The organism is Microbacterium sp. zg-Y1090, from assembly GCF_030246945.1.
GTDB lineage: Bacteria > Actinomycetota > Actinomycetes > Actinomycetales > Microbacteriaceae > Microbacterium > Microbacterium wangruii.
On record NZ_CP126742.1, the window covers coordinates 1,477,230 to 1,500,630 of the forward strand.

Consider the following 23,401-nt stretch of genomic DNA (forward strand, 5'->3'; position numbering starts at 1 on the left):
CGTCGCTTCGTCGGTGGCGAGCGGAGGCGGGCGGCCGATCGGCGGTCAGAACGGCGCGGCTTCGGCTGCGACCTGCAGGGCGCTGAACTCGAGTACGCGCCGCGGGATGTCGGGATAGGTCTCTCCGGTGGGACTGACCCACTGCAGGGTGCCGTCCCGGGACTGGGTGACGCTCCATGCACTGGCATGTTTGAGGGTGTGGTGTCGCGTGCACAGGTTGGCGAGATTCGTCAGGGCCGTCGGCCCGCCGCGGGCATGGTCGACCGTGTGGTCGTGGTCGCAGTGGTGGGCGGTCCTTCGACAGCCGGGGAATCGGCAGTGCTCGTCCCGTGCATCGAGATGTCTTCGCTGCGCTGTGGTCGGCCGGTAGGCATCGACCTGGTGCACCGCGCCGGTGGTCGGCGAGAGGAAGACGCGTTCCCAGATCGCCGCGCGGGCGGCGAGCCGACGAGCGGTCTCGGGGTCGATGGGTCCGTACCCGACGAGTTCGGCCGGTGCGGTCCCGGTGCCGGTGAGGGTGCTGTCGGGGATGACGATCTGCACATGCGCGGTGATCGCCTTGCCGGCCGGGATGGAGGCACATGAGGCCGATACGCCGGCGTGGCCGGTGAGCAGCAGATCGGTGAACACATCTGCCCGCACCTGGTCGGTGGTGCGGCTGTCCGGCACCCCGGAACCGCTCGGCTCAGTGGCTCCGCCACCGTCGGTGCCCGTCGGGTCGGAGGCCGCCGGGGCGTTGCCGCCAGACTCCGGGGTCACCGGCTCGCTCTCCGCGGGTGCATTCCGGACAGGCGCTATGGCCGCAGGACCGCCCTCCCCACGCTTCGCCGACGCCGCCGCGCCGCGTGCGGCGGCGACCTCGCGGGCGTGCTGGGTGAGTCGGTCGCGGATCGCGTACGCCAGCACCGCCGGGAGCACTGCCGCGAGCTCCGCCATCCCGTCATCCAGATCGCGCACCCACACCCGACGCTCCGCGACCGCCTCGGCATGACGCTTCGCCAGTGGCACGGGGTGCAGCTTCTGCGCGATCATCGCGATGATCGGCTTCGCCCGTCCGGGTGTCTCCCGCTCGCAGACCACGAGCGCGGCCTGCTCGAACCGGGCGCGCGCATCGGGGTCGGTGATGCGCGCGCCGGCATCCTGAATGATCCGCACGTGCGCCGTGTCGATCGCCCCGGAGCGCAAGGCGCCGACGGTCGCAGCGAAGCCGGTCACCAGAACGGTGGCGTCGTGCAGGCGCTGCTGCATCACGCGGTCTGACCGTCGCATCACCGCGGCGACTTCCGCCGCCATCTCGCGCAGCGGCATCTCCCGCTCCCGGCCGGCACTGGACGGCACCCGCGCGGTCTGCTCCGCGGCGATCGCGTCCGCCCGCGCCAGCAGCGTGAGCTCCTGCGCCTGCAGTGCCGCGATGCGCGCGCGGGTGCGCGACAACTCCCCCAACACCGCGCCACGCGACCGCGTATCGCGTCTTGTCGTGGCTGGCGCTCGGCTGGTCATACCCACAATTGTGACGAGGGCCACCGACATTGGGGAGGCGAAAACCCCAGGCTAACCCTGGATTGTGGAAAACTCCTCCCGGCATCCGCCTGTGGAGGAAGCGACGCCGCGAACCCTGCCGTGAGGCGCCCCTCAGCTGGTTGCGGCCCTCAGGGCGATGCGGATCATGTCGCCGAAGGTCTGCTCGCGCTCCTGGGCGGTGGTCTCCTCGCCCGTGACGAGGTGGTCCGACACTGTGCAGATGCTCAGAGCACGTCGGCCGTAGTACGCGGCGAGGGTGTACAGCCCGCTCGTCTCCATCTCGACCGCGAGAACGCCGTGGCGCACCAGCGGGTCGGTGAGCTCGGCACGGGTGGTGTAGAACTGGTCGCTCGAGAACAACGGACCCACGTGCACGGCGGAGGCCGGCGGCTCGGCCTCGCTCGCCGCGACGGCGGCCCGCAGCAGCCCGAAGTCCGCGACGGGCGCATAGTCGAGTCCGTGGAAGCGCACGCGGTTGATCGCGGAGTCGGTGCTGGCCCCGTTGGCGATGATGATGTCACGCAGGGCGACGCGCTCGGTCAACGCTCCGCAGGATCCCACGCGAACGATGGTCTGCACGCCGTAGGACTCCATGAGTTCGTTGGCGTAGATCGCCATCGACGGCTGGCCCATCCCCGACCCCTGCACCGAGATGCGATGGCCCTCCCACGTGCCGGTGAAGCCGAGCATGCCACGGGTCTGCGAGTAGAGCTCGGCGTCGGTGAGAAAGGTCTCGGCGATCCACTTCGCCCGCAGCGGGTCGCCCGGGAACAGCAGGATGGGGGCGACCTGGCCCGGCTCGGCTGCGATGTGCGTGCTCATCCGCTCACCGTAGCGAGCGGACCTGAACGGCCTGACAGGACGGCCTGCGTGCTCTTCTCCGGCGAGAGGTCGAGTCGCCGCAGCAATTGGGCGTTGAGAGCCACGACCACGGTCGACAGCGACATCAGCACTGCGCCGACCGACATCGGCAGTACGAAGCCGATGGGGGCCAGGATGCCGGCCGCCAGCGGGACCGAGATCAGGTTGTACCCCGCCGCCCACCAGAGGTTCTGCGTCATCTTGCGGTAGCTCGCCCGCGACAGCTCGATGACCGAAACCACCGAGCGAGGATCATCGCCCGCGAGGATGACGCCTGCCGACGCGATGGCGACATCCGTGCCTGCGCCGATCGCGATGCCGACGTCGGCTTGGGCCAGGGCCGGTGCGTCGTTGACCCCGTCGCCGACCATCGCGACCCTCTTGCCCTCCGCCTGCAGCGCGGCGATCGTCGCCGCCTTCTGCTCGGGACGCACGCCGGCGAAGACGCGGTCGACGCCCACCTCGTCGCCCACCGTGCGAGCGACCGCCTCGGCATCGCCCGTGATCATGATCACCTCGACGCCGAGGGCGTGCAGTGCTCTGACGGCATCGAGCGACGGAGGGCGCACTTCGTCAGCGAGCGCGAGCCCGCCGACGACGGTGCCGTCCTCCACGACATGCAGGATGATCGCTCCCGCGTCGCGCCAGGAGTGTGCGGCATCCACCTCCGCCGCCCCGATCGTCTCGAGCAGCCGCGGCCCGCCCACCCGCACCTCGCGGGCGCGCACGGTGGCGGTGACGCCCACCGCGGGCGTCGACGAGAAGGCCGTGGCAGCTGGGAGCGACAGTGCCCGCTCACGGGCCGCCCGCACGATCGCGCGGGCGAGGGGATGCTCGCTATCCGCCTCTGCCGCCGCAGCGAGCGCCAGCACGTCATCGGCGGAGCGTCCGTCCACCGGTGCGACCGCGGTGAGGACGGGCGCCCCCTCGGTGAGCGTGCCGGTCTTGTCGAACAGCACGACGTCGACCGTGCGCATGCTCTCCAGCGCGAGACGGTCCTTCACCAGCACTCCCCCGCGGGCGGCGCGCTCGGTCGCGATGGACACCACCAGCGGGATCGCCAGCCCCAGGGCATGGGGGCACGCGATCACGAGGACGGTGATCGTGCGCACCACCGCGGCGTCGGGGTCGCCGAGAAGGCTCCACACGGTCGCGGTGACCACCGCGGCGCCCAGCGCGAACCAGAACAGCCACCCGGCAGCCCGGTCGGCCAGACGCTGCGCGCGCGAGGTCGAGTTCTGCGCGTCGGCGACGAGCCGCTGGATGCCGGCGAGTGCGGTGTCGGCTCCGGTGGCGGTGACCCGCACGCGCAGCCCGGAGTCCGTGGCGACCGTGCCGGCGGTGACCGCCTGGCCGACTCCCCGGGAGACGGGACGGGATTCGCCGGTGACCATCGACTCATCCATGTCGGCGCGGCCGCTGACGATCTCGCCGTCGGCGGGCACGCTGCCGCCCGGGCGAACGACCACGACATCACCCACCCGCAACTGAGCGGGCGCGACCGAGACGATGCGATCGCCCTCGACACGCTCGGCCTCGTCCGGCAGCAACGCCGCGAGGGCGTCGAGCGCCGAGGTCGTCTGGGCGAGCGAACGCATCTCGACCCAGTGCCCCAGCAGCATGATGACGATGAGCAGGGCGAGCTCCCACCAGAACTCGAGCCGGTGATCGAGCACGCCGAGACTGGCGCCCCACGACGCGACGAAGGCGACGGTGATGGCCAGGGCGATGAGCAGCATCATCCCCGGCTTGCGGCTCTGGATCTCATCGACCGCGCCCGTGAGGAAGGGCCGGCCGCCCCACGCGTACATGACCGTGCCGACGACGGGGGCGACCAGGGCGGCCCCCGGGAACTGCGGAAGCGAGTAGCCGAGCAGCATCGCGAACATGCCGGAGAACGCGACCACCGGGACGGCGAGCACGAGATTGATCCAGAACAGCCGGCGGAACCGCCCCACGTGACCGGCATGGCCGACGTGGCCGCCGTGCGCGCCATGCCCCGCGTGCGCGTCATGCCCCGCGTGCGCGTGCGCGCTGTGGTCGCCGGCGCGCTCGTGCTGGTGATCGACGGTGTGGTGCTCCGCGTGCGGGTCGCTCATGAGGTCCTCCCCGATAGGGCGAGAGTAGATCGGGCATCTCCCTGTGAGAAGCGGCCCGGGAACTCCCTGGGTTGGCCGCATACCCCCTAGAGGTACCCAAGGCAACGACCCCCGCGCGCCTCGCATTCCTGTCCCGACGGGGAGGGACGGCCGACGGCTGGACATCGTGGCCTGCGGCAGGCACGCTCCCAGCAGGGAGTCGCGTGCACGCGGATGCCGCCCGTGCTCCCGGAGGAGGAAACGATGCCGGCCAAGATCGTGGTTCTGGGAGCGACGGGATACACCGGAGAGCTCATCGTCGAGTCGCTGGTGCGGCGCGGGCGCCAGCCGCTCCTCGCCGGCCGTGACGCCGCGAAGCTGGCGGCGGTGTCCGCCAGGCACGGGCAGCTCGGGACGCGGACGGTGGATGCCACCGTCGCCGCCGACGTGGCCGGGCTGCTCGAACCCGGCGACGTGCTGATCACGACGGTGGGTCCGTTCGAGCGCCTCGGCTGGGCGGCCGCCCAGGCGGCCGTCGATGCCGGCGCGCATTACGTCGACACCACCGGCGAAGTCGGGTTCGTCCGCGAGCTGCAGCGCCGTCACCATGAGCGGGCGCGTGCCGCCGGCGTCACGATGCTCCCGGCGTTCGGCTTCGACTACGTCCCCGGGATGCTGGCCGGCGCGCTGGCGATCGAACGGTCCGGCGCGGGGGTCACCGCGGTGCGCGTCGGCTACTTCGCGACGGGGTCGATGCGCAACGGCATCAGCAGCGGTACGCGGGCGACGATGGCCGAGGGCATCCTGCTCCCGACGGTCGTGCACCGGGACGGGCATGTGCAGGAGGTGCGCACCGGAAGTCGCACGCACCGCTTCGACGTGCGCGGCGACGAGCGCACCGGCATCCTCGTGTCGGGCACCGAAGCGCTCTTCCTCCCCGAGCATTACCCCGGGCTGAAGACGGTGGAGGACTACAACGGCTGGTTCTCCGGGATCGCACGAGTGATGCCCGTCGCATCGCGCGTGATCGGGGCCGTCGTGGCCATCCCCGGGGGCCGCTCGCTGATCGAACGCCTCGCCTCCGCGGGCGACGACACCTCGCGGGGGCCGGACGAGGCGGAACGCGCCAACACGCGCAGCTACGTCGTCGCCATCGCCGCGGATGCGAAGGGCGCCACGCTCGCGGAATCGCATCTGGAAGGGCCGAGCACGTACAACCTGACCGCCGAGCTCATGGCGAGCGGGGCGGAAGGGCTGCTCGAGGGCAAGGCACAGGCTGCGGGGGTGACGGGCCCCCTCGCCGCCTTCGGGCGCGAAGGCCTCGAGCAGATGTGCCGCGACGTGGGACTGGCGGAGCTTCCGCGCTGACGCCGGTCAGGTGTCCACCGCTGTCGCTTCCCGTGCCCCGGGGCCACGACGGGTGACACTCGAAGCTCCCGCGAGCCGCGTCTACCGTCGCGGCGTCCACCCCGACGGCAGCGGCTCGTCGATGAGCGCGCGCTCGCGGTCGGCCGCCGCGGACCAGCCCTGCGCGGCATCCACCGCGTCGAACCCGCCACGTGCGAGACGCAGCCCGACATCCTCGTGGTGCGCACGCGGGGCGCCCCCACGGCGGGTGGAGGCGCGCACGCTCCAGGCGTCGTCGGCGAACCCGCCGCCGCGGAACACCCGATAATCGCCGTATCGCGCCGGATCGAGCAGATCCCAGCACCACTCCCAGACGTTGCCGAGGGTGTCGAACAGCCCGTTGAGGTTCGGCAGCTTGCCGCCGACGTTCTGCGGCGTCGTGCAGCCGTCGGCCGCCGTCCAGGCCACCTCGGTGAGCGGTCCGTAGTGGGCCCCCGTCGAGCCCGCTCGGCACGCGAACTCCCACTCGGCCTCGGTGGGCAGCCGGTAGCCGTCGCTGTCGACGTGCCAGGTGACCTCTTCGCCCTCGAAGGTGTACGCAGGGTCCAAGCCCTCCCACTCGGATGCCGCGTTGCACAGGCGCACGGCGCGCAGCCAGCTCACATCGGTCGCCGGCCGCCGCGGGTGGGGCGCCTGCTCCCCCAGCAGCTCCGCGACCAGCTCCCGGGTGACCGGATACACGCCGATCTCGAAGGGCTCGAGAGTGACCTTCCACCGCCGCTCGCGCCGCGCGTCGTGGAGCATGACGGTGCCCCCGGCGATCCGTGCCATTTCGATGTCGCCCACAGGGGCACTCTAACGGCGGTCGCGCGGGGGCACCGGTTGTGCTGGCTGGGTCAGACGACCTCGTCGCCCGAGGTCGTCGTCGACCGGCGGGTGACGCGCTCGCCCGCGGCGGGGTCGACCGCCGTGCGCGACACGGTCTCGGTCGAGCGGCGACGCGCGAGCAGGACGACGCCGATGAGCACCACCAGCGCGCCGGCGCCCATCAGGATGTAGCCGATCATGTCGAGGCTGACGAAGTCGACCTCCACATTGACGGCGAAGACGAGGATCGCTCCGATGGCGAAGAGCGCGATTCCGGCTCCGATGCTCATGGCAGTTCCTTTCGGGTCAGGTGACTTCCGGAATACTGCCGGAGGCGCGGGCGTGGCAAGGACTACTTGACACCGGCCCCCGCGATGTGCCCTGTCGGGCGTGCGCGCTAGCGTGGCGTCCATGGCACGCGTGATCTTCTACACGGCGACGACACTCGACGGATACCTCGCCGACGCCTCCGACTCCCTCGATTGGCTCTTCGCCGTACCCGGCGGTGAGGGTGGGGATGCCGACTTCCACAGGTTCCTCGACGGCATCGGCGTGCTCGTGCAAGGTTCGGCGACCTACGAGTGGGTGCTGCGGCACGAAGATCTGCTGGAGCACCCCGAGCGCTGGCCGGCGTTCTACGGGCAGCGCCCGACCTGGGTCTTCACCACCCGCAGACTTCCCGCCGTCCCTGGTGCCGACGTGCGCTTCGCGTCGGGTCCGGTGACAGCGATCTGGCCGCAGATCCGCGACGCGGCGGGCGAGCGCGACGTCTGGGTCGTGGGAGGTGGAGACCTCGCCGGCCAGTTCGCCGACGCGGGCCTGCTCGACGAGATCCGGGTGTCGGTCGCCCCGGCGACGCTGGGCGAGGGCAAGCCACTGCTCCCCCGCCGGCTGGGCGCCGACCGGCTCACGCTCACCGGCGTGCGCCGCGCCGGCCAGTTCGCCGAGGTGACCTACGCCGTGCGCTCCTGAGTCGGGCTGATCTCGGTCCACTCCGCGTACTTCGGGTGGCGCCCGTCACCGGAGGACGTGCGCGTGAGGCGCCGGCGCACCCAGGGCGCGACGTGGGCGCGGTAGTACGCCGCCCCGCGCAGCCCGGGCGGCGGCAGGTCCGGCAGCGCCCACCACTCGGCGGGCACGTTCAGCCCCAGGGCATCGAGCACGCGCGCCGCGACGCGGTGGTGTCCTCGGTGATTCATGTGCAGGCGGTCCTCCGACCAGTACGGCGGGGTGGAGAGTTCGCGATCCGGCCAGTTCATGGCCCGCACGATGTCGGGGCGGCCGGCGACGCGCTGCTCGACGGCCGCCGACAGCAGGTCGCCGCGTCGCTGGATGACGCGGCGCAGAGGCAGCTGGCCCGACGGATTCGCTCCCGAGAGGAGGATGAGCTGCACGCCCTCCTCGTCGCAGCGGCGCAGCACCTGCGAGAACGCGTCGACCACGCGCTCGACGGAGGCGCGCGGCCGCAGGATGTCGTTGCCGCCGCCGTTGAACGACAGATGCGTCGGCTTCAGCGCGAGCGCCGGCTCGAGCTGCTCCGCGACGATCGGATCGATGAGCTTGCCCCGGATGGCGAGGTTGGCATACTCGATCGGCTCCCCCAGGGCGTTCGCCCACCCCTGTGCCGCGAGGTCTGCCCAGCCGCGTGGCCGGCCGTCGGGCAGCTCGTCGCCGACGCCTTCGGTGAATGAGTCGCCGATCGCGACGTAACGCACGGATGCCATCCGTCCAGCCTAAGCGCGGGATACCCGCTCGGGTCAGCGGTCGTCCAGTGCCTGCCCGCGCCGGTCTGCCAGTCCCCAGGCCGCCGCGGCGGCGATGGCGAAGAAGGCCGCGAACACCACGAACAGCACCGGGGCGCCTCCGAGGAGCAGCAGCGGCGGGACGGTCAGCGGCGCGAGGATCGACGCGATGCGGCCGACGCCCGCCGCCCAGCCCGAGCCGGTGGCGCGCAGCGACGTGGGGTACATCTCGGGGGTGACGGCGTACAGTGCGCCCCACGCGCCCAGGTTGAAGAACGACAGTGCCATGCCCGTGGCGATGATCGCGGCCTCCCCCGTGGCGGTGCCGAACAGCACCGCGGCTACCGCAGAGCCCAGCAGGAACACCGACAGCGTCAGGCGCCGGCCCCACACCTCGATCAGCCAGGCGGCGACCGCATAGCCGGGAAGCTGGGCGAGCGTGATCAGCAAGGTGAAGCCGAACGAGCGCACCAGGTCGTAGCCCTGCGCGACGAGGATCGTCGGGATCCAGATGAACGCCCCGTAGTACGAGAAGTTGACGCAGAACCACACCGCCCACAGGCTCGCCGTGCGCACGCGGAACTCCGGTGCCCAGAGGCCTGCCAGCCGCTCCCCCGCGCGCACGGCTGCCGGGGAGGCCGTCCGCTCGCCCGGTACCGCCGCAGCCCCAGTCGTCGTGGGCTCCGTGCCCGCGGCATCCTCGAAGGTACGGGTGATGGCGTCGGCTTCGGCGACCCTCCCCCGCCGCTCGAGCCACCGCGGCGATTCCGGCAGGCTCCAGCGCACGATGATCGCGTAGACGGCGGGGATCGCGCCCAGCAGGAACGCCCAGCGCCAGCCGTCATCCGACCCGGGAATCACGAGGTACCCGATGAGGGCTGCGGCGGTCCAGCCCACCGCCCAGAACGCCTCGAGGATCACGATGAGACGCCCGCGGATGCGCGCCGGCGCGAACTCGCTGACGTACGTGCTGGCGACCGGCAGTTCGGCGCCGAGCCCCAGGCCCACGAAGAACCGCAGCACGAGCAGCATGCCGAGTCCGCCGACCAGCGCGCTCGCCCCGGTCGCCACCCCGTAGACCAGCAGGGTGAGCGCGAACACCTGCCGCCGGCCGAACCTGTCGGCCAGCAGGCCGCCGAGGCTCGCGCCGATCGCCATGCCCACGAAGCCGATCGAGGCGATCCACGCCGTCTCCCCCGGCTCCAGCGACCACTGCACGGCGAGGGCGGCGATGATGAACGACACCAGCCCCACGTCCATCGCGTCGAGCGCCCAGCCGACTCCCGAGCCGGTGAGCACACGCAGGTGGCGGCGGGTGAACGGCAGGCGGTCCAGGCGCTCCGACGTGGTGGCGGGCATCGCGACGGCTTCGGTCATACCGTCATCGTACGGATGCCGGGGGGCGGTGGCGCGCGCGTGACACTGGCCGGTCGTTGAGCGAGGGAGCGCAGCGAGCGAGACGAAACGCGGTCCCCCGGCGGGCACGGGGCTTTTCGTCTCGCTGCGCTCGCTCAACGAACCGCGAGGTTACGGGTCGTTGAGCGAGGGAGCGCAGCGAGCGAGACGAAACGCGGTCCCCCGGCGGGCACGGGGCGTTTCGTCTCGCTGCGCTCGCTCAACGACCGGGGGGCACTGCGCTCGCTCAACGACCGGGGGTCAGGCGCGCAGAGCGGCGCGCAGGGTGTCGAGGCCGACGCCGCCGATGTCGAGGGCGCGCTTGTGGAACTGCTTGATCGAGAAGTTCTCGCCCTCGCGCTCGGCGACCTCGTCACGCAGCTGCTCCCAGATGCGCTGGCCGACCTTGTACGCCGGCGCCTGTCCCGGCCAGCCGAAGTACCGGTTGACCTCGAACTGCACGAACTCGTCGGACATGTTGACGTTGCGCCGCATGAACTCCAGCGCGTAGTCGTAGTCCCACGTGCCGGTGCCGTCCAGGCGGGGCTTCTGCAGGTGCACGCCGATGTCGAGCACGACGCGGGCGGCGCGCATGCGCTGGCCGTCGAGCATGCCGAGGCGATCGGCGGGGTCGTCGAGGTAGCCCAGCTGCTCCATGAGCCGCTCGGCGTACAGCGCCCAGCCCTCGGCGTGCCCGCTCGTGCCGGCCAGCAGTCGACGCCAGCTGTTGAGCTGCGCGCGGTTGTACACGGCCTGTGCGATCTGCAGGTGGTGGCCGGGAACGCCTTCGTGGTACACGGTGGTGAGTTCGCGCCAGGTGTCGAAGCGGTCGACGCCCTCCGGCACGGACCACCACATGCGGCCGGGGCGGGAGAAGTCGTCGGTGGGACCGGTGTAGTAGATGCCGCCTTCGTTGGTCGGCGCGATCATGCACTCCAGCCGGCGGATGGGCTCGGCGATGTCGAAGTGGGTGCGGCCGAGCTCCTCGACGGCGCGGTCGCTGGTCTCCTGCATCCACCGCTGCAGCGCCTCAGCGCCGTGCAGCTGCCGGGCGGGGTCTGCCTCCAGCAGTGCCACGGCCTCTTCGACCGTCGCTCCGGGAGAGATCTGCGCGGCGATGGACTCCTGCTCGGCGACCATGCGCGCGAGCTCTTCGATCCCCCACTCGTACGTCTCGTCGAGGTCGATCTCGGCGCCGAGGAAACGGCGCGAGTGCAGCGCATAGAGCTCACGGCCCACGGCATCCTGTTCGCTCGCCTCGGGAGCGAGCTCGGAACTCAGGAACGACGACAGCGACTCGTAGGCGACGCGGGCGGCGTTGCTGTGGTCGGTGAGCTCACGCGCGAGGGATGCCGGCAGGTGCCCCTCGGCGGGAGCGGCCTCGGCGGCGAACTCGGCGAAGAAGCCGTTGTCGTCGGTGTAACGGCCGATCTGGGTGATGACTTCGTGCACCTGACGGCGTGCGGGGACGACACCCTCGGCGATACCCTCGCGCAGGGTCTCGATGTACCCCGCGATCGCCTGCGGCAGCGCCTTCAGTCGGGCGGAGACCACGGCCCAGTCGTCGACGGTGTCAGTGGGCATGAGGTCGAATGCCTGGCGCAGGTCCTGCGCGGGCGAGGCGATGACGTTGAGGTCCCGCAGATGCGCCTTCGCCTCGTGCAGCTCCAGCTGCAGGCGCAGCTCCCGGCTGAGGTCCTCCTTGGTCACCACGTCGATGTCGTCGACCGGTTCGGCGGACTCGAGCTCGGCGAGGGTCGCCTGGGCGGCGGCCACCGAGCGCTCCGTACCCGCGGGCGACAGGTCGTCGAAGCGGTCGTTGTACTCGGTGCGGCCGATGTAGGTCGCCAGCATCGGAGACAGTTCGGCGAGCGTGTCCACCCATGCGTCCGCGATCTGGTCGATCCGGGTCGTGGGGCGTGAGGTGTCAGTCATGCTCCGAGCCTAGAACGCCGTGGCACGCAGACACGAACCGGCGCCGCTCAGTGACCTGCTTCGTCCCAGTCGGCGCCGCGGCCGATCTGCACATCCAGCGGCACCGACAGCTGCGCGGCATCCCCCATGCGGTCGCGCACGATCCGCTCGGCGGCATCCCACTCCCCCGGCGCGACCTCCACCACGAGTTCGTCGTGGATCTGCAGGAGCACGCGCGAGCGCAGGTTCTGCTCGGCGAACTCGGCATGGATGCGGAACAGCGCGATCTTCATGATGTCGGCGGCGCTGCCCTGGATGGGGGCGTTCAGCGCTGCGCGCTCGGCGTTCTCCCGCAGCACCCGGTTGGGGCTCGAGAGGTCGGGGAACGGGCGACGACGACCGAAGATCGTCTCGGTGTACCCGTCGATCTTCGCCTGCTCGACCGATGAGCGCAGGTAGTCGCGCACCGCGCCGAAGCGGGCGAAGTACTCCAGCATCAGGCCCTTGGCCTCGGACTGCTCGATGCGCAGCTGCTTGGACAGCCCGAACGCCGACAGACCGTACACGAGGCCGTACGACATGGCCTTGACCTTCGTGCGCATCGCGGGGGTGACTTCCTCCGGCGTGACGCCGAACACCCGCGCGCCGACGAAGCGGTGCAGGTCCTCGCCCGAGTTGAACGCCTCGATGAGGCCGGGATCGCCCGACAGATGCGCCATGATGCGCATCTCGATCTGCGAGTAGTCCGCCGTCAGCAGCGTCTCGTAGCCTTCGCCCACCTCGAACGCGGCACGGATGCGGCGGCTCTCGGTGGTGCGGATCGGGATGTTCTGCAGGTTGGGATCGGTACTCGACAGGCGACCGGTCTGGCTGCCGGTCTGCACGTACGTGGTGTGGATGCGCCCGTCGTCGGCGATGGCGGCGTCGAGCGATTCGATGATCTGCCGCAGCTTGGTCGCCTCACGGTGCTGCAGGAGCAGGTCGAGGAAGGGATGCGGGTTCGTCTCCTGCAGATCGGCGAGCACGGCGGCATCCGTGGAGTACCCGGTCTTCGTCTTGCGGGTCTTCGGCAGCTGGAGCTGTTCGAACAGCACCTCCTGCAGCTGCTTGGGCGATCCCAGGTTCACCTCGCGCTCGATGGTGGCGTAGGCCTGCTGCGCGATCGTGTCGGCGCGCGCGGCGAGCTCGGCGGAGAACCCGGAGAGCTTCTCGTGCGAGACGCTGACGCCGGCCAGTTCCATGTCGGCGAGGGTCAGCAGCGTCGGCAGTTCGATGTCGGAGAGGACGGATGCCACACCCGCGGGCAGCTCGTCGCGCAGCGCATCGGCCACGCGCAGGGTGAACCATGACACCTGGCCGGGCGTTGCGCCCTCCGTCTCGGGAACCAGCTGCGTGGGGTCCGCCTCGGGAAGCTTCTCACCCAGGTATCGGTCGACCAGATCGGCCAGGCTCTTGTCGGGGAAGCTCGGGCGCAGCAGCCAGCCGGCCACCAGCGCGTCGAAGACCAGGCCATCGACCACCGCGCCGGCACGGCGCAGCGCCTTCACCTGCGACTTGGCGTCGGACATCACCTTCGGCGCCGTCGAGGCCAGCCACGGCAGCAGCACGGCTGTGGTCTCGTCGGTCCACGCCACCTCGACGGCGGCATCGGCGGTCGCCAGGCCCACGCGGGCGGGCAGACCCCCTTCGACGGCGACGGTCAGGCCGACCTCACCCGCGGCATCGTCGAGCCAGGCCGCGAGTCCCGCGGCATCCGGTTCGACCGGCGTCGGCGCGGCCTTCGCGGGCGCCGCCTCGGGGCCGTCGCCGGGATCGATGACGCCCGCGGCCTCGAACACGCGCGGCAGCAGCGTGCGGAACTCCAGACGGGCGAAGATGTCGCGCACCGCCTGCGCGTCGAGGGGTTGCACCACCAGGTCCTGCGGCGTGACGGGCAGCTCGACATCGCGCAGCAGGCGGTTGAGGGTGCGGTTGCGGCGCACGTCGTCGAGGTGCTCGCGCAGGTTGCCGCCCACGACACCCTTGATCTCGTCGGCGCGCGCGAGCAGCTCGTCGAGCGAGCCGTACTGGGTGAGCCACTTCACCGCGGTCTTCTCCCCCACCTTCGGCACGCCGGGCAGGTTGTCGCTCGTCTCGCCGACGAGCGCCGCGATGTCGGGGTACATCTCCGGCGGCAGGCCGTACTTCTCCACGACCGCCGCGGGGTCGTAGCGCTTCAGCTGCGACACGCCCTGCACGCTGGGGTACAGCAGCGTGATGTCGTCGTTGACGAGCTGGATGGTGTCGCGGTCACCCGAGCAGACCAGCACGTCGAAGCCGGCCTCGGCGCCCTCGGTGGCGAGGGTGGCGAGGATGTCGTCGGCCTCGAAGTCCTCCTTCTGCAGCACCGTGATGTTCATGGCCCGCAGACAGTCCTGCAGCAGGGGGATCTGGCCCTTGAACTCGGCCGGCGACTCCGAGCGGTTCGCCTTGTATTCGGCGTACTCGCGCGTGCGGAACGACTGGCGCGAGGTGTCGAAGGCCACCGCGACGTGCGTCGGCTTCTCGGCCTTCAGCAGGTTCACGAACATCGACAGGAAACCGTAGATCCCGTTGGTGTGCTGCCCGTCCTTGGTGGTGAAGTTGTCCACCGGGAGGGCGAAGAACGCCCGATATGCCAGGGAATGGCCGTCGACGATCAGAAGGGTAGGCTTTGCGGCATCCGTCACCCACCCAGCCTAACGAGCGGGTGGGACAGCCCGAACCGAGAGCAGGACATGACCGATCAGCACGCCGCGACGCAGCACGGACTCGAGTGGGTCGCCGAGCGCGGTATGGGGGCGCTGGCGGAGAAGATGGGCATCGAGTTCACCGAGTTCACGATCGAGCGGTGCGTCGCCACCATGCCCGTGGAGGGCAACACGCAGCCCGTCGGTCTGCTGCACGGCGGCGCGTACGTCGTGCTGGGCGAATCCCTCGGTTCGATGGCCGCCAACCTGCACGCGGGTCCGGGGCGCCTGGCGGTGGGCATCGACATCAATGCCACGCACACCCGCTCGGCCACCAGCGGCATCGTCACGGCGGTGTGCACCCCCATCCATCTCGGTCGCGCGATGACCGTGCACGAGATCGCGGTGAGCGACGAGGCCGGGCGACGCTGCTCGACCATCCGCATCACGAACCTGATCAAGGACCTCTGAGCGACCGCACCGGGGCCACTCCGAGCATCCCGCTCCCCCCGCGGCATCCGCCGCCTGAGACACCGCGAAAACGGCGGAGACCCCCCGCACCGCGAGGGGTCTCCGCCGTAAAGCGGTGTCTCGTTACTTCTTGGGGGCGAGCTGCTCGATGATCGCCTTGGCGACGTCCTGCATGGTCAGCCGGCGGTCCATCGACGCCTTCTGGATCCAGCGGAAGGCCTCGGGCTCGGTCAGGCCCATCTTCTCGTTGAGCAGGCCCTTGGCGCGGTCGACGAGCTTGCGGGTCTCGAAGCGCTCGACCATGTCGGCGACCTCGGCCTCGAGCGTGATGATCTGCTCGTAGCGTGCCAGGGCGATCTCGATCGCCGGCAGCAGGTCGTTGGGGGTGAAGGGCTTGACCACGTATGCGAGCGCACCGGCCTCGGTGGCCCGCTCGACGAGCTCCTTCTGGCTGAACGCCGTCAGCAGCACGACCGGCGCGATGTGCGCCTTGCTGAGCTTCTCGGCGGCCGAGATGCCGTCGAGCACGGGCATCTTCACGTCCATGATCACCAGGTCGGGCCGCAGCTCGGTCGCAAGCTGCACAGCCGTCTCGCCGTCTCCCGCCTCGCCGACGACGTCGAAGCCGTTGTCGCGGAGGATCTCCACGATGTCCAGGCGGATCAGCGATTCGTCCTCGGCGACCACGACGCGTCGCGGTGCCGTGGCCATGGGGGTGGCGTTCTCGTCCAACTCAGTCACCTGTCCATCTTAGAGCCAGGTACGCCCCCGCCACTGCGGTATCGTCGTTCAGGCACCTGCCGGTGTGGCGGAATGGCAGACGCGACCGACTCAAACTCGGTTGTCTTCGGACGTGTGGGTTCGACTCCCACCACCGGTACGAGAAAAGCAGAAGAGGGATGCCGGCCGGCATCCCTCTTCTGCTTTCCGCCTCAGGCCTTACTGCTCGGCCTTGTAGATGGGCGCCTTGCCGTGAACGGCGTCGCCGACCTTGTGGATGCGGATGTCGTTGGTCGAGCCGATGATCCCGGGAGGGGATCCGGAGATCACGACGACCCGGTCGCCGACCTCGGCCAGCTTGTGCGAGAGCAGGTAGTCGTCGACCTGGATGAACATGAGATCGGTGTGCGCGACGTGCTCGACGATGGCCGACTGCACGCCCCACGTGATCGCCATCCGGCGGCGGATCGCCGGCTCGGGCGTGAACCCGATCATGGGGAACTTGGGCCGCAGCCGCGACATGCGGCGTGCGGTGTCGCCCGACTCGGTGAAGATGCAGACGTACTTGGCGTCGACGAAGTCCGCGACCTCCATCGCGGCGAGGGTGATGGCCCCGCCCTGCGTGCGCGGCTTGGTGTTCAGCGGCGCGATGCGCTCCATGCCGTGCTCTTCGGTGGACTCGATGATGCGGGCCATCGTCTCGACGACGACGACGGGGTAGTCCCCGACGCTGGTCTCGCCCGAGAGCATGACCGCGTCGGCGCCGTCGAGCACCGCGTTGGCGACGTCACTGGTCTCGGCGCGGGTCGGCACCGGGTTGTTGATCATCGACTCGAGCATCTGCGTGGCGACGATGACGGGCTTGGCCATGCGGCGGCAGAGCTCGACCGCGCGCTTCTGCACGATCGGCACAGCCTCGAGCGGCAGCTCGACACCCAGATCACCGCGGGCGACCATGATGCCGTCGAAGGCGTCGATGATCTCCTCGAGGTTCTCCACGGCCTGCGGCTTCTCGATCTTGGCGATGACGGGCACGCGGTGCCCCTCCTCCGCCATGATCTCGTGCACGCGCTCGACGTCCTGAGCGCTGCGCACGAAGGACAGCGCGATGAGGTCGGCACCGGCGCGCAGACCCCAGCGGAGGTCTGCCTCGTCCTTCTCGGACAGGGCGGGGACGCTCACGGCGACCCCCGGCAGGTTGATGCCCTTGTTGTTGGACACCGGGCCGCCGACGATGACCTTGGTGGTCACGACGGGACCCTCGACCTCGGTCACCTCGACGCGCACCTTGCCGTCGTCGATGAGCAGGAAGTCGCCAGGGCTGACGTCGGCGGGGAGTCCCTTGAAGGTCGTCGAGACGATCTCCTTGGTGCCCTCGATGTCCTCGGTGGTGATCTTGAAGACATCGCCGACGGCGAGCTGGTGCGGTCCGTCGGCGAACTTGCCGAGGCGGATCTTCGGGCCCTGGAGGTCAACCAGCGCGGCGACGGCGCGGCCGGCATCCTGTGCGGCCTTCCGTACGTTGGCGAAGTTGTTCTCGTGGACGGAATAGTCTCCGTGGCTCAGGTTGAATCGCGCAACGTCGACACCCGCATCGATGATCGCGCGGACCATCTCGTAGGTGGACGTGGCGGGGCCGAGAGTGGCGACGATCTTCGCGCGTCTCATCGTGGATGTGCTCCGGTCTTTCGGGGTTGTGGCCTGCGTGCTGCCGGGTCCAGCCTACGCGGGCTGCAACCCGATCGCGATGTCAGTGGGTCGCACGGGCGACGGCAGCTCGGTGGTGCCCATGAGGTGACGGTCCACTGCTGCGGCCGCGGCGCGGCCCTCGGCGATGGCCCAGACGATGAGCGACTGACCGCGCCCGGCATCCCCGGCGACGAAGACGCCCGGGTGTGTCGCCTGGTAGTCCTCGTCGCGGGCGAGGATGCCGCGCGGGGTGAACTGCGCCTGCAGCTGCTCCTCGAGGTGCTCCCGCTCGGGACCGGTGAAGCCCATCGCGATGAGGACGAGGTCCGCGGGGATCTCCCGCTCGGTGCCGCTCTTGGGCACGCGGCGGCCGTCGACGTACTCGGTCTCCGCCACCCGCAGCGCGCGCACCTCGCCCACGTCGTTCCCGAGGAACTCGACGGTGGATGCCAGATATGCCCGCTCCCCGCCCTCCTCGTGGGCAGAGGTCACCTCGAACAGCGTCGGGGTCATCGGCCACGGCTGGTGGTCGGGACGGGCGGTGGGAGGCTGCACGCCGATCGCGAGGTTGGTCACGCTCAGCGCGCCCTGCCGGTGCGCGGTGCCGATGCAGTCCGCGCCGGTGTCGCCGCCGCCGATGACGATGACGTGCTTGCCCTGCGCGGAGATCTGGTGCGGCACCTGGTCACCGGCGACGGCCTTGTTCGATTCGACGAGGTACTCCATCGCGAAGTGCACGCCGGCGAGGTCGCGTCCCGGGATGGGAAGGTCCCGCGGCACCGTGGCGCCGGTGGCCACCACGACGGCGTCGTAGCGGGCACGCAGCTGGTCCCAGGTGATGTCCCTGCCGATCTCCACGCCCGCGCGGAAGCGGGTGCCTTCGTCCTGCATCTGGCGCAGCCGCGCCTCGAGGTGGCGCTTCTCCATCTTGAAGTCCGGGATGCCGTAGCGCAGCAGCCCACCGATGCGATCGTCGCGCTCGAAGACGGCGACGGTGTGGCCGGCGCGCGTCAGCTGCTGTGCCGCGGCGAGGCCGGCGGGGCCGGAGCCGACGACGGCCACGGTCTTGCCGGTCAACCGCTCCGGCGGCTCCGGCTGGACCCAGCCGCGGGAGAACGCCTCCTCGGCGATCGACACCTCCACCTGCTTGATCGTGACGGCGGGCTGGTTGATCCCCAGCACGCATGAGCTCTCGCAGGGGGCGGGGCACAGTCGACCGGTGAACTCCGGGAAGTTGTTGGTGGCGTGCAGCCGCTCGCTCGCGCTGCGCGTCTGACCGCGCCACGTGAGGTCGTTCCACTCCGGAATGAGGTTCCCGAGCGGGCATCCCTTGTGGCAGAACGGCACGCCGCAGTCCATGCAGCGGCCCGCCTGGCGGCGGAGCACGGCGGAGTCGCCGGGCTCGTACACCTCTTTCCAATCGAGGATGCGCACCGGCACGGGGCGCCGCGGCGGCAGCTCGCGCTCGGTGACCTTCAAAAAGCCCTTCGGGTCAGCCACCCGTCACCTCCATGATGCGGTTCCAGACGACGTCGCCGTCGGGGTCCAGTCCTTCTGCCGCCGCCTGCTGGCGGGTCTGCAGCACCGCGGCGTAGTCGCGCGGCACCACCCGCACGAAGTTCGCGGCCTCGGTGTCGAAGTTCTCCAGCAGGGATGCCGCGAGAGCGGAATCCGTCTCCGCGACGTGCTGCAGCAGCAGGTCGCGGAGGATCTCGATGTCGCCGGAGCCCATCTCCAGCAGCTCCAGCTCGCCGCTGGCGAGCGACTCGCGGTTCACCAGATCGCGGTCGAGCTTGTAGATGTAGGCGTTTCCGCCCGACATGCCGGCGCCGAGGTTGCGGCCGGTGGCGCCGAGGATGACGGCGAGACCGCCGGTCATGTACTCCAGCGCGTGATCGCCGACCCCCTCCACGACCGCTGTCGCACCGGAGTTGCGGACGAAGAACCGCTCCCCCACGACGCCGCGCAGGAACATCGTTCCCTGGGTGGCGCCGTAGCCGATGACGTTGCCGGCGATGACGTTGCGGGAGGCGTCGAAGGCGGCATCCCGAGGGGGACGCACGACGATCTGTCCACCCGAGAGGCCCTTGCCGACGTAGTCGTTGGAGTCGCCCTCGAGCCGCAGGGTGATGCCCGCGGGGAGGAACGCCCCGAACGACTGCCCGGCGGAACCGGTCAGGTTGACGATGATCGACCCCGACGGCAGGCCGTTCTGACCGTGCGCGAGGGTGACGCGGTTGCCGAGCATGGTGCCGACCGCCCGCTCGGTGTTGCGGATCGGCAGGTCGATGGTGATCTGCCCGCCGTGGGCGATCACGTCCTGCGCCCGCTCGATGAGCTGCACGTCGAAGTGCTCGTCCAGCTCGTGATCCTGGCCGCGGATGTTGCGGCGCGGGGCGGTCTCGGCGAAGGCCGGTCCGCGCAGCAGGGGCGCGAGGTCGAGTCCGCTGGCCTTCCAATGCGCGATCGCGCCGTTGACGTCGAGCAGCTCGGCACGACCCACCGCCTCATCCAGCGAGCGGAAGCCGAGCTCGGCGAGGTACTCGCGCACCTCTTGGGCGATGAACTCCATGAAGTTCACGACGTGCTCGGCCTTGCCTGTGAAGCGGTCGCGCAGCACCGGGTTCTGGGTGGCGACGCCGACCGGGCAGGTGTCCAGGTGGCAGACCCGCATCATGATGCAGCCTTCCACCACCAGCGCCGTCGTGGCGAAGCCGAACTCCTCGGCGCCCAGCAGGGCGGCGACGATGACGTCACGGCCCGTCTTGAGCTGACCGTCGGCCTGCACCACGACGCGGTCGCGCATGTCGTTGAGCATGAGCGTCTGCTGTGTCTCGGCGAGCCCCAGTTCCCAGGGCGTGCCGGCGTGCTTGAGGGAGTTCATCGGGCTCGCGCCCGTTCCCCCGTCGTGCCCCGAGACGAGGATGACGTCGGCGAGGGCCTTGGCGGTACCCGCGGCGACGGCGCCGATGCCCGACTGGCTCACCAGCTTGACGTGCACCCGTGCCTTCGGGTTGGCGCGCTTGAGGTCGAAGATCAGCTGCTTGAGATCTTCGATCGAGTAGATGTCGTGATGCGGCGGCGGCGAGATGAGGCCGACGCCGGGGGTGCCGCCGCGGGTGCGGGCGATCCACGGGTACACCTTCGCCGGGGGAAGCTGACCGCCCTCGCCGGGCTTGGCACCCTGCGCGAGCTTGATCTGGATGTCCTCAGCGTGGGTGAGGTACATGCTCGTGACGCCGAAACGGCCCGAGGCCACCTGCTTGATCGCGCTGCGCCGCTGGGGGTCGAGCAGGCGTTCGACGTCTTCGCCGCCCTCACCGGTGTTCGACTTGGCGCCGATGCTGTTCATCGCGATCGCCAGCGTCTCGTGGGCTTCCTTGGAGATGGAGCCGTAGCTCATCGCCCCGGTGGAGAAGCGCTTCACGATCGCCGAGACCGGTTCGACTTCGTCGATCGGCACCGGGGGCCGCAGGCCGCTGCGCAGCGTGAACATGCCGCGCAGCGTCTTGAGCTCACGCGCCTGGTCGTCGACGAGCTTGGTGTACTCCCGGAAGATGTCGTACCGGCGGGTGCGCGTGGAGTGCTGCAGTCGGAAGATCGTGTCGGGGTTGAACAGGTGGGGCGAGCCGTCGCGACGCCACTGATACTCGCCCCCGGTCCACAGCCGCTCGTGGGCCCGTGCGGCACCGTCCTGCGGGTAGGCGAAGTCGTGCCGAGCCTGGTTCTCGAGGGCGACCTCCCGGATCCCGATGCCGCCGAGTTTGCTCTCGGTGCCGGTGAAGTAGGCGTCGATGAACTCCTGCGAGAGGCCGACCGCTTCGAAGGTCTGGGCGCCGGCATAGGAGGAGACCGTGGAGATGCCCATCTTCGACATGATCTTCAGCACACCCTTGCCCAGGGCGTAGATGACGTTGGTGACGGCCTCCTCCGGCGTGATGCCGGTGATGAACCCGGCGCGCACGAGGTACTCGACCGTCTCCATCGCCAGGTAGGGGTTCACCGCTGAGGCGCCGTAGCCGATGAGGGTCGCGACGTGGTGCACTTCGCGCACGTCGCCGGCTTCGACGACGAGGCCCACCTTCATGCGGTTCTGCTTGCGGATCAGGTGGTGGTGCACCGCGGAGACCATCAGCAGCGACGGGATCGGGACCAGGTCCTTGTTCGAGTCGCGATCCGAGAGGATGAGGAACTCCGCCCCGTCCTCGATGGCCTGCTCTGCTTCGGCGCACAGTTCGTCCAGGCGCGCCTTCATCGTGTCGGGGCCGGCGTCGAAGTGGTAGAGCCCCTTGAGGGTCACCGAGCGGCGGCCGGGCATGGTGCGTTCGATGTTCTGGATCTTCGCCAGCTCGTCGTTGTCGATGACCGGGAAGTCCAGCGTGATCTGCCTGGCGTGGTCCGGGCCGTACGACAGCAGGTTGCGCTCGGGTCCGAGCCCGGCGCGCAGGCTGGTGACGACCTCTTCGCGGATGGAGTCCAGCGGCGGGTTGGTGACCTGGGCGAACTGCTGCACGAAGTAGTCGAAGAGCAGCCGGGGCCGCTCGCTGAGCACCGCGATGGGCGTGTCCGAGCCCATCGCTCCGATCGGCTCGGCGCCGTTCTGCCCCATCGGGGTGAGGAGGATGCGCACTTCCTCCTCGGTGTACCCGAACGTGCGCTGGCGGCGGGTGATCGAGGCGATCGGGTGCACGATGTGCTCGCGCTCGGGCAGCTCAGACAGCTGCAGGCGCTGGCGCAGCCAGAGCTCCCACGGCTGCGACGCGGCCAGCTCGGCCTTGATCTCCGAGTCCTCCACGATGCGGCGCTGCGCGGTGTCGACGAGGAACATGCGGCCAGGGCTGAGCCGGCCGCGGCGCTTGATGCGCGAGGGCTCGAAATCGAGCACGCCGGTTTCGCTGCCGATGACGACCAGGCCGTCGGTGGTCTCGGTCCAGCGGCCCGGACGTAGGCCGTTGCGGTCGAGGGTCGCGCCGACGAGCGTGCCGTCGGTGAAGATGAGAGCGGCCGGGCCGTCCCACGGCTCCATCAGCATCGAGTGGTAGTCGTAGAACGCGCGCAGGTCGGGTGCGATGTCGGCCTGCTTCTCGTAGGCCTCCGGCACCATCATCATGATCGCGTGCGGCAGGCTGCGGCCGGTGAGCGTCAGCAGCTCCAGCACCTCGTCGAACGATGCGGAGTCGCTCGCGCCCTCGGTGCAGATGGGCATGAGCGGGCGCATGTCGCCGAGCATCTCGGATTCGAGCTGCGACTGGCGCGCCCGCATCCAGTTGCGGTTGCCGCTGACGGTGTTGATCTCGCCGTTGTGGGCGAGCATGCGCAGCGGCTGCGCGAGCGGCCACGACGGGAACGTGTTCGTCGAGTAGCGCGAATGCACGACGGCGAGTTCCGATGCGAAGCGGGCGTCCTGCAGGTCCGGGTAGAACGGCTCGAGCTGAAGGGTCGTGACCATGCCCTTGTAGCCGAGGGTGCGACTGGACAGGGAGACGAAATACGCGCCCAACTCATGCTGGGCGCGCTTGCGGAGCCGGTACGAACGGCGGTCGAGGTCGATGCCGGACAACGCCGGTGCACCACCGATGGCGGGGCGGGACAGGAACAGCTGCTCGAACGCGGGGCGGGCGTCGTACGCCAGCTTGCCGAGGTTGTCGTCGGCGGTCGGCACCTCGCGCCAGCCCAGAACCGTCAGGCCCTCGCGGGCCGCCAGCTCTTCGATGCCGTGCTTCAGCGCCTGTCGTGCGTCAGGGTCACGCGGCAGGAAGGCCATGCCGGCGGCATACTCCCCCACGCGAGGCAGCTCGAAGTCCACCACGGCGCGGAGGAAGGCGTCGGGCATCTGCGTGAGGATGCCGGCGCCGTCGCCCGTGCCCGCGTCGGAGCCGATGGCGCCGCGGTGCTCGAGGTTGCGCAGCGCCGTCAGCGCCAGCTCCACGATGTCGTGTCCCGCGTGGCCGCGCAGCGTCGCGACCATCGCCAGGCCGCACGCGTCCTTCTCGAAGGCCGGGTTGTACATCCCCTGACGGGGAGGGAACGCCGCGAAGGATCCGGCGTCGTGACGGGGGCTCGAAGGCATACCTGCCGTCCTCACTCT

At 70.2% G+C, this 23,401-nt stretch carries 16 protein-coding genes and 1 tRNA gene; 4 read left to right on the top strand and 13 right to left on the bottom strand.

The features are described 5' to 3' along the window. Positions 1-45 precede the first annotated feature (45 nt). The 3 genes from QNO26_RS07000 to QNO26_RS07010 form a co-directional block, all read right to left on the bottom strand. On the bottom strand, positions 46-1,446 hold the full coding sequence (locus QNO26_RS07000; protein WP_257531071.1) for an HNH endonuclease signature motif containing protein: 1,401 nt from the start codon (positions 1,444-1,446) through the stop codon (positions 46-48). Between the two features lie 186 nt (positions 1,447-1,632). Further along, the gene (gene deoD, locus QNO26_RS07005; RefSeq protein WP_257531069.1) at positions 1,633-2,343 is read right to left on the bottom strand and encodes a purine-nucleoside phosphorylase; all 711 of its coding nucleotides are present in this window, start codon (positions 2,341-2,343) and stop codon (positions 1,633-1,635) included. After that, on the bottom strand, positions 2,340-4,481 hold the full coding sequence (locus tag QNO26_RS07010; RefSeq protein WP_257531067.1) for a heavy metal translocating P-type ATPase: 2,142 nt from the start codon (positions 4,479-4,481) through the stop codon (positions 2,340-2,342). The genes deoD and QNO26_RS07010 overlap by 4 nt, the downstream gene beginning before the upstream one ends. Before the next feature lie 243 nt (positions 4,482-4,724). Between QNO26_RS07010 and QNO26_RS07015 the strand changes: the two genes are divergently transcribed. Further along, entirely contained in the window at positions 4,725-5,828 is a 1,104-nt protein-coding gene (locus QNO26_RS07015) for a saccharopine dehydrogenase family protein (protein ID WP_257638352.1), read from the top strand. A gap of 81 nt (positions 5,829-5,909) precedes the next feature. Here the strand turns inward: QNO26_RS07015 and QNO26_RS07020 are convergent, their stop codons facing one another. Together QNO26_RS07020 and QNO26_RS07025 are read right to left on the bottom strand one after the other, a co-directional pair. Continuing rightward, on the bottom strand, positions 5,910-6,653 hold the full coding sequence (locus QNO26_RS07020) for a formylglycine-generating enzyme family protein (protein WP_257531062.1): 744 nt from the start codon (positions 6,651-6,653) through the stop codon (positions 5,910-5,912). Positions 6,654-6,703: 50 nt separating this feature from the next. After that, complete coding sequence (locus QNO26_RS07025) at positions 6,704-6,964, bottom strand: DUF6458 family protein (RefSeq protein WP_257531060.1); 261 nt, start codon at positions 6,962-6,964, stop codon at positions 6,704-6,706. A 121-nt stretch (positions 6,965-7,085) separates the two neighbouring features. Here QNO26_RS07025 and QNO26_RS07030 point away from each other — a divergent pair, with 121 nt between their 5' ends. Continuing rightward, the gene (locus QNO26_RS07030; RefSeq protein ID WP_257531058.1) at positions 7,086-7,646 is read left to right on the top strand and encodes a dihydrofolate reductase family protein; all 561 of its coding nucleotides are present in this window, start codon (positions 7,086-7,088) and stop codon (positions 7,644-7,646) included. Here QNO26_RS07030 and QNO26_RS07035 read toward each other — a convergent pair. The 4 genes from QNO26_RS07035 to polA all read right to left on the bottom strand — a co-directional run bounded on the left by QNO26_RS07035 (position 7,628) and on the right by polA (position 14,433). Continuing rightward, entirely contained in the window at positions 7,628-8,398 is a 771-nt protein-coding gene (locus tag QNO26_RS07035; RefSeq protein ID WP_257531056.1) for an SGNH/GDSL hydrolase family protein, read from the bottom strand. The genes QNO26_RS07030 and QNO26_RS07035 overlap by 19 nt on opposite strands. Before the next feature lie 33 nt (positions 8,399-8,431). Next, a complete protein-coding gene (locus QNO26_RS07040) occupies positions 8,432-9,793 on the bottom strand; it encodes an MFS transporter (protein WP_257638353.1) in 1,362 nt (453 codons plus the stop codon). A gap of 279 nt (positions 9,794-10,072) precedes the next feature. Further along, entirely contained in the window at positions 10,073-11,746 is a 1,674-nt protein-coding gene (locus tag QNO26_RS07045) for a DUF885 domain-containing protein (protein ID WP_257531052.1), read from the bottom strand. A gap of 47 nt (positions 11,747-11,793) precedes the next feature. Then, a complete protein-coding gene (gene polA, locus QNO26_RS07050) occupies positions 11,794-14,433 on the bottom strand; it encodes a DNA polymerase I (RefSeq protein ID WP_257531051.1) in 2,640 nt (879 codons plus the stop codon). Between the two features lie 48 nt (positions 14,434-14,481). Here polA and QNO26_RS07055 point away from each other — a divergent pair, with 48 nt between their 5' ends. Continuing rightward, entirely contained in the window at positions 14,482-14,904 is a 423-nt protein-coding gene (locus QNO26_RS07055) for a hotdog fold thioesterase (RefSeq protein ID WP_257531050.1), read from the top strand. A gap of 123 nt (positions 14,905-15,027) precedes the next feature. Here the strand turns inward: QNO26_RS07055 and QNO26_RS07060 are convergent, their stop codons facing one another. Next, positions 15,028-15,615 carry an ANTAR domain-containing response regulator gene (locus tag QNO26_RS07060; RefSeq protein ID WP_257493765.1) on the bottom strand — a complete coding sequence of 196 codons (588 nt, stop codon included), beginning with the start codon at positions 15,613-15,615 and terminating at the stop codon, positions 15,028-15,030. Between the two features lie 88 nt (positions 15,616-15,703). Between QNO26_RS07060 and QNO26_RS07065 the strand changes: the two genes are divergently transcribed. Beyond that, positions 15,704-15,784: transfer RNA gene (locus QNO26_RS07065), tRNA-Leu, on the top strand. Positions 15,785-15,843: 59 nt separating this feature from the next. Here QNO26_RS07065 and pyk read toward each other — a convergent pair. The 3 genes from pyk to gltB are packed head-to-tail and all read right to left on the bottom strand — an operon-like array spanning position 15,844 to position 23,383. Further along, positions 15,844-17,292, bottom strand: coding sequence for a pyruvate kinase (gene pyk, locus QNO26_RS07070; protein WP_257531048.1), 1,449 nt, complete (start codon positions 17,290-17,292; stop codon positions 15,844-15,846). Positions 17,293-17,346: 54 nt separating this feature from the next. Then, positions 17,347-18,813: a glutamate synthase subunit beta gene (locus QNO26_RS07075; RefSeq protein WP_257531046.1), complete on the bottom strand. Its 1,467-nt coding sequence runs from the start codon at positions 18,811-18,813 to the stop codon at positions 17,347-17,349. Beyond that, on the bottom strand, positions 18,806-23,383 hold the full coding sequence (gltB, locus tag QNO26_RS07080) for a glutamate synthase large subunit (RefSeq protein WP_257638354.1): 4,578 nt from the start codon (positions 23,381-23,383) through the stop codon (positions 18,806-18,808). The genes QNO26_RS07075 and gltB overlap by 8 nt, the downstream gene beginning before the upstream one ends. Positions 23,384-23,401 lie beyond the last annotated feature (18 nt).

Coding starts and splice junctions, on each gene's coding strand:
- deoD (WP_257531069.1), bottom strand. CDS start 2,343: ATGAGCACGCACATCGCAGCCGAGCCGGGCCAGGTCGCCCCCATCCTG.
- QNO26_RS07010 (WP_257531067.1), bottom strand. CDS start 4,481: ATGAGCGACCCGCACGCGGAGCACCACACCGTCGATCACCAGCACGAG.
- QNO26_RS07015 (WP_257638352.1), top strand. CDS start 4,725: ATGCCGGCCAAGATCGTGGTTCTGGGAGCGACGGGATACACCGGAGAG.
- QNO26_RS07025 (WP_257531060.1), bottom strand. CDS start 6,964: ATGAGCATCGGAGCCGGAATCGCGCTCTTCGCCATCGGAGCGATCCTC.
- QNO26_RS07030 (WP_257531058.1), top strand. CDS start 7,086: ATGGCACGCGTGATCTTCTACACGGCGACGACACTCGACGGATACCTC.
- QNO26_RS07035 (WP_257531056.1), bottom strand. CDS start 8,398: ATGGCATCCGTGCGTTACGTCGCGATCGGCGACTCATTCACCGAAGGC.
- QNO26_RS07040 (WP_257638353.1), bottom strand. CDS start 9,793: ATGACCGAAGCCGTCGCGATGCCCGCCACCACGTCGGAGCGCCTGGAC.
- QNO26_RS07045 (WP_257531052.1), bottom strand. CDS start 11,746: ATGACTGACACCTCACGCCCCACGACCCGGATCGACCAGATCGCGGAC.
- QNO26_RS07055 (WP_257531050.1), top strand. CDS start 14,482: ATGACCGATCAGCACGCCGCGACGCAGCACGGACTCGAGTGGGTCGCC.
- QNO26_RS07060 (WP_257493765.1), bottom strand. CDS start 15,615: ATGGCCACGGCACCGCGACGCGTCGTGGTCGCCGAGGACGAATCGCTG.
- pyk (WP_257531048.1), bottom strand. CDS start 17,292: ATGAGACGCGCGAAGATCGTCGCCACTCTCGGCCCCGCCACGTCCACC.
- gltB (WP_257638354.1), bottom strand. CDS start 23,383: ATGCCTTCGAGCCCCCGTCACGACGCCGGATCCTTCGCGGCGTTCCCT.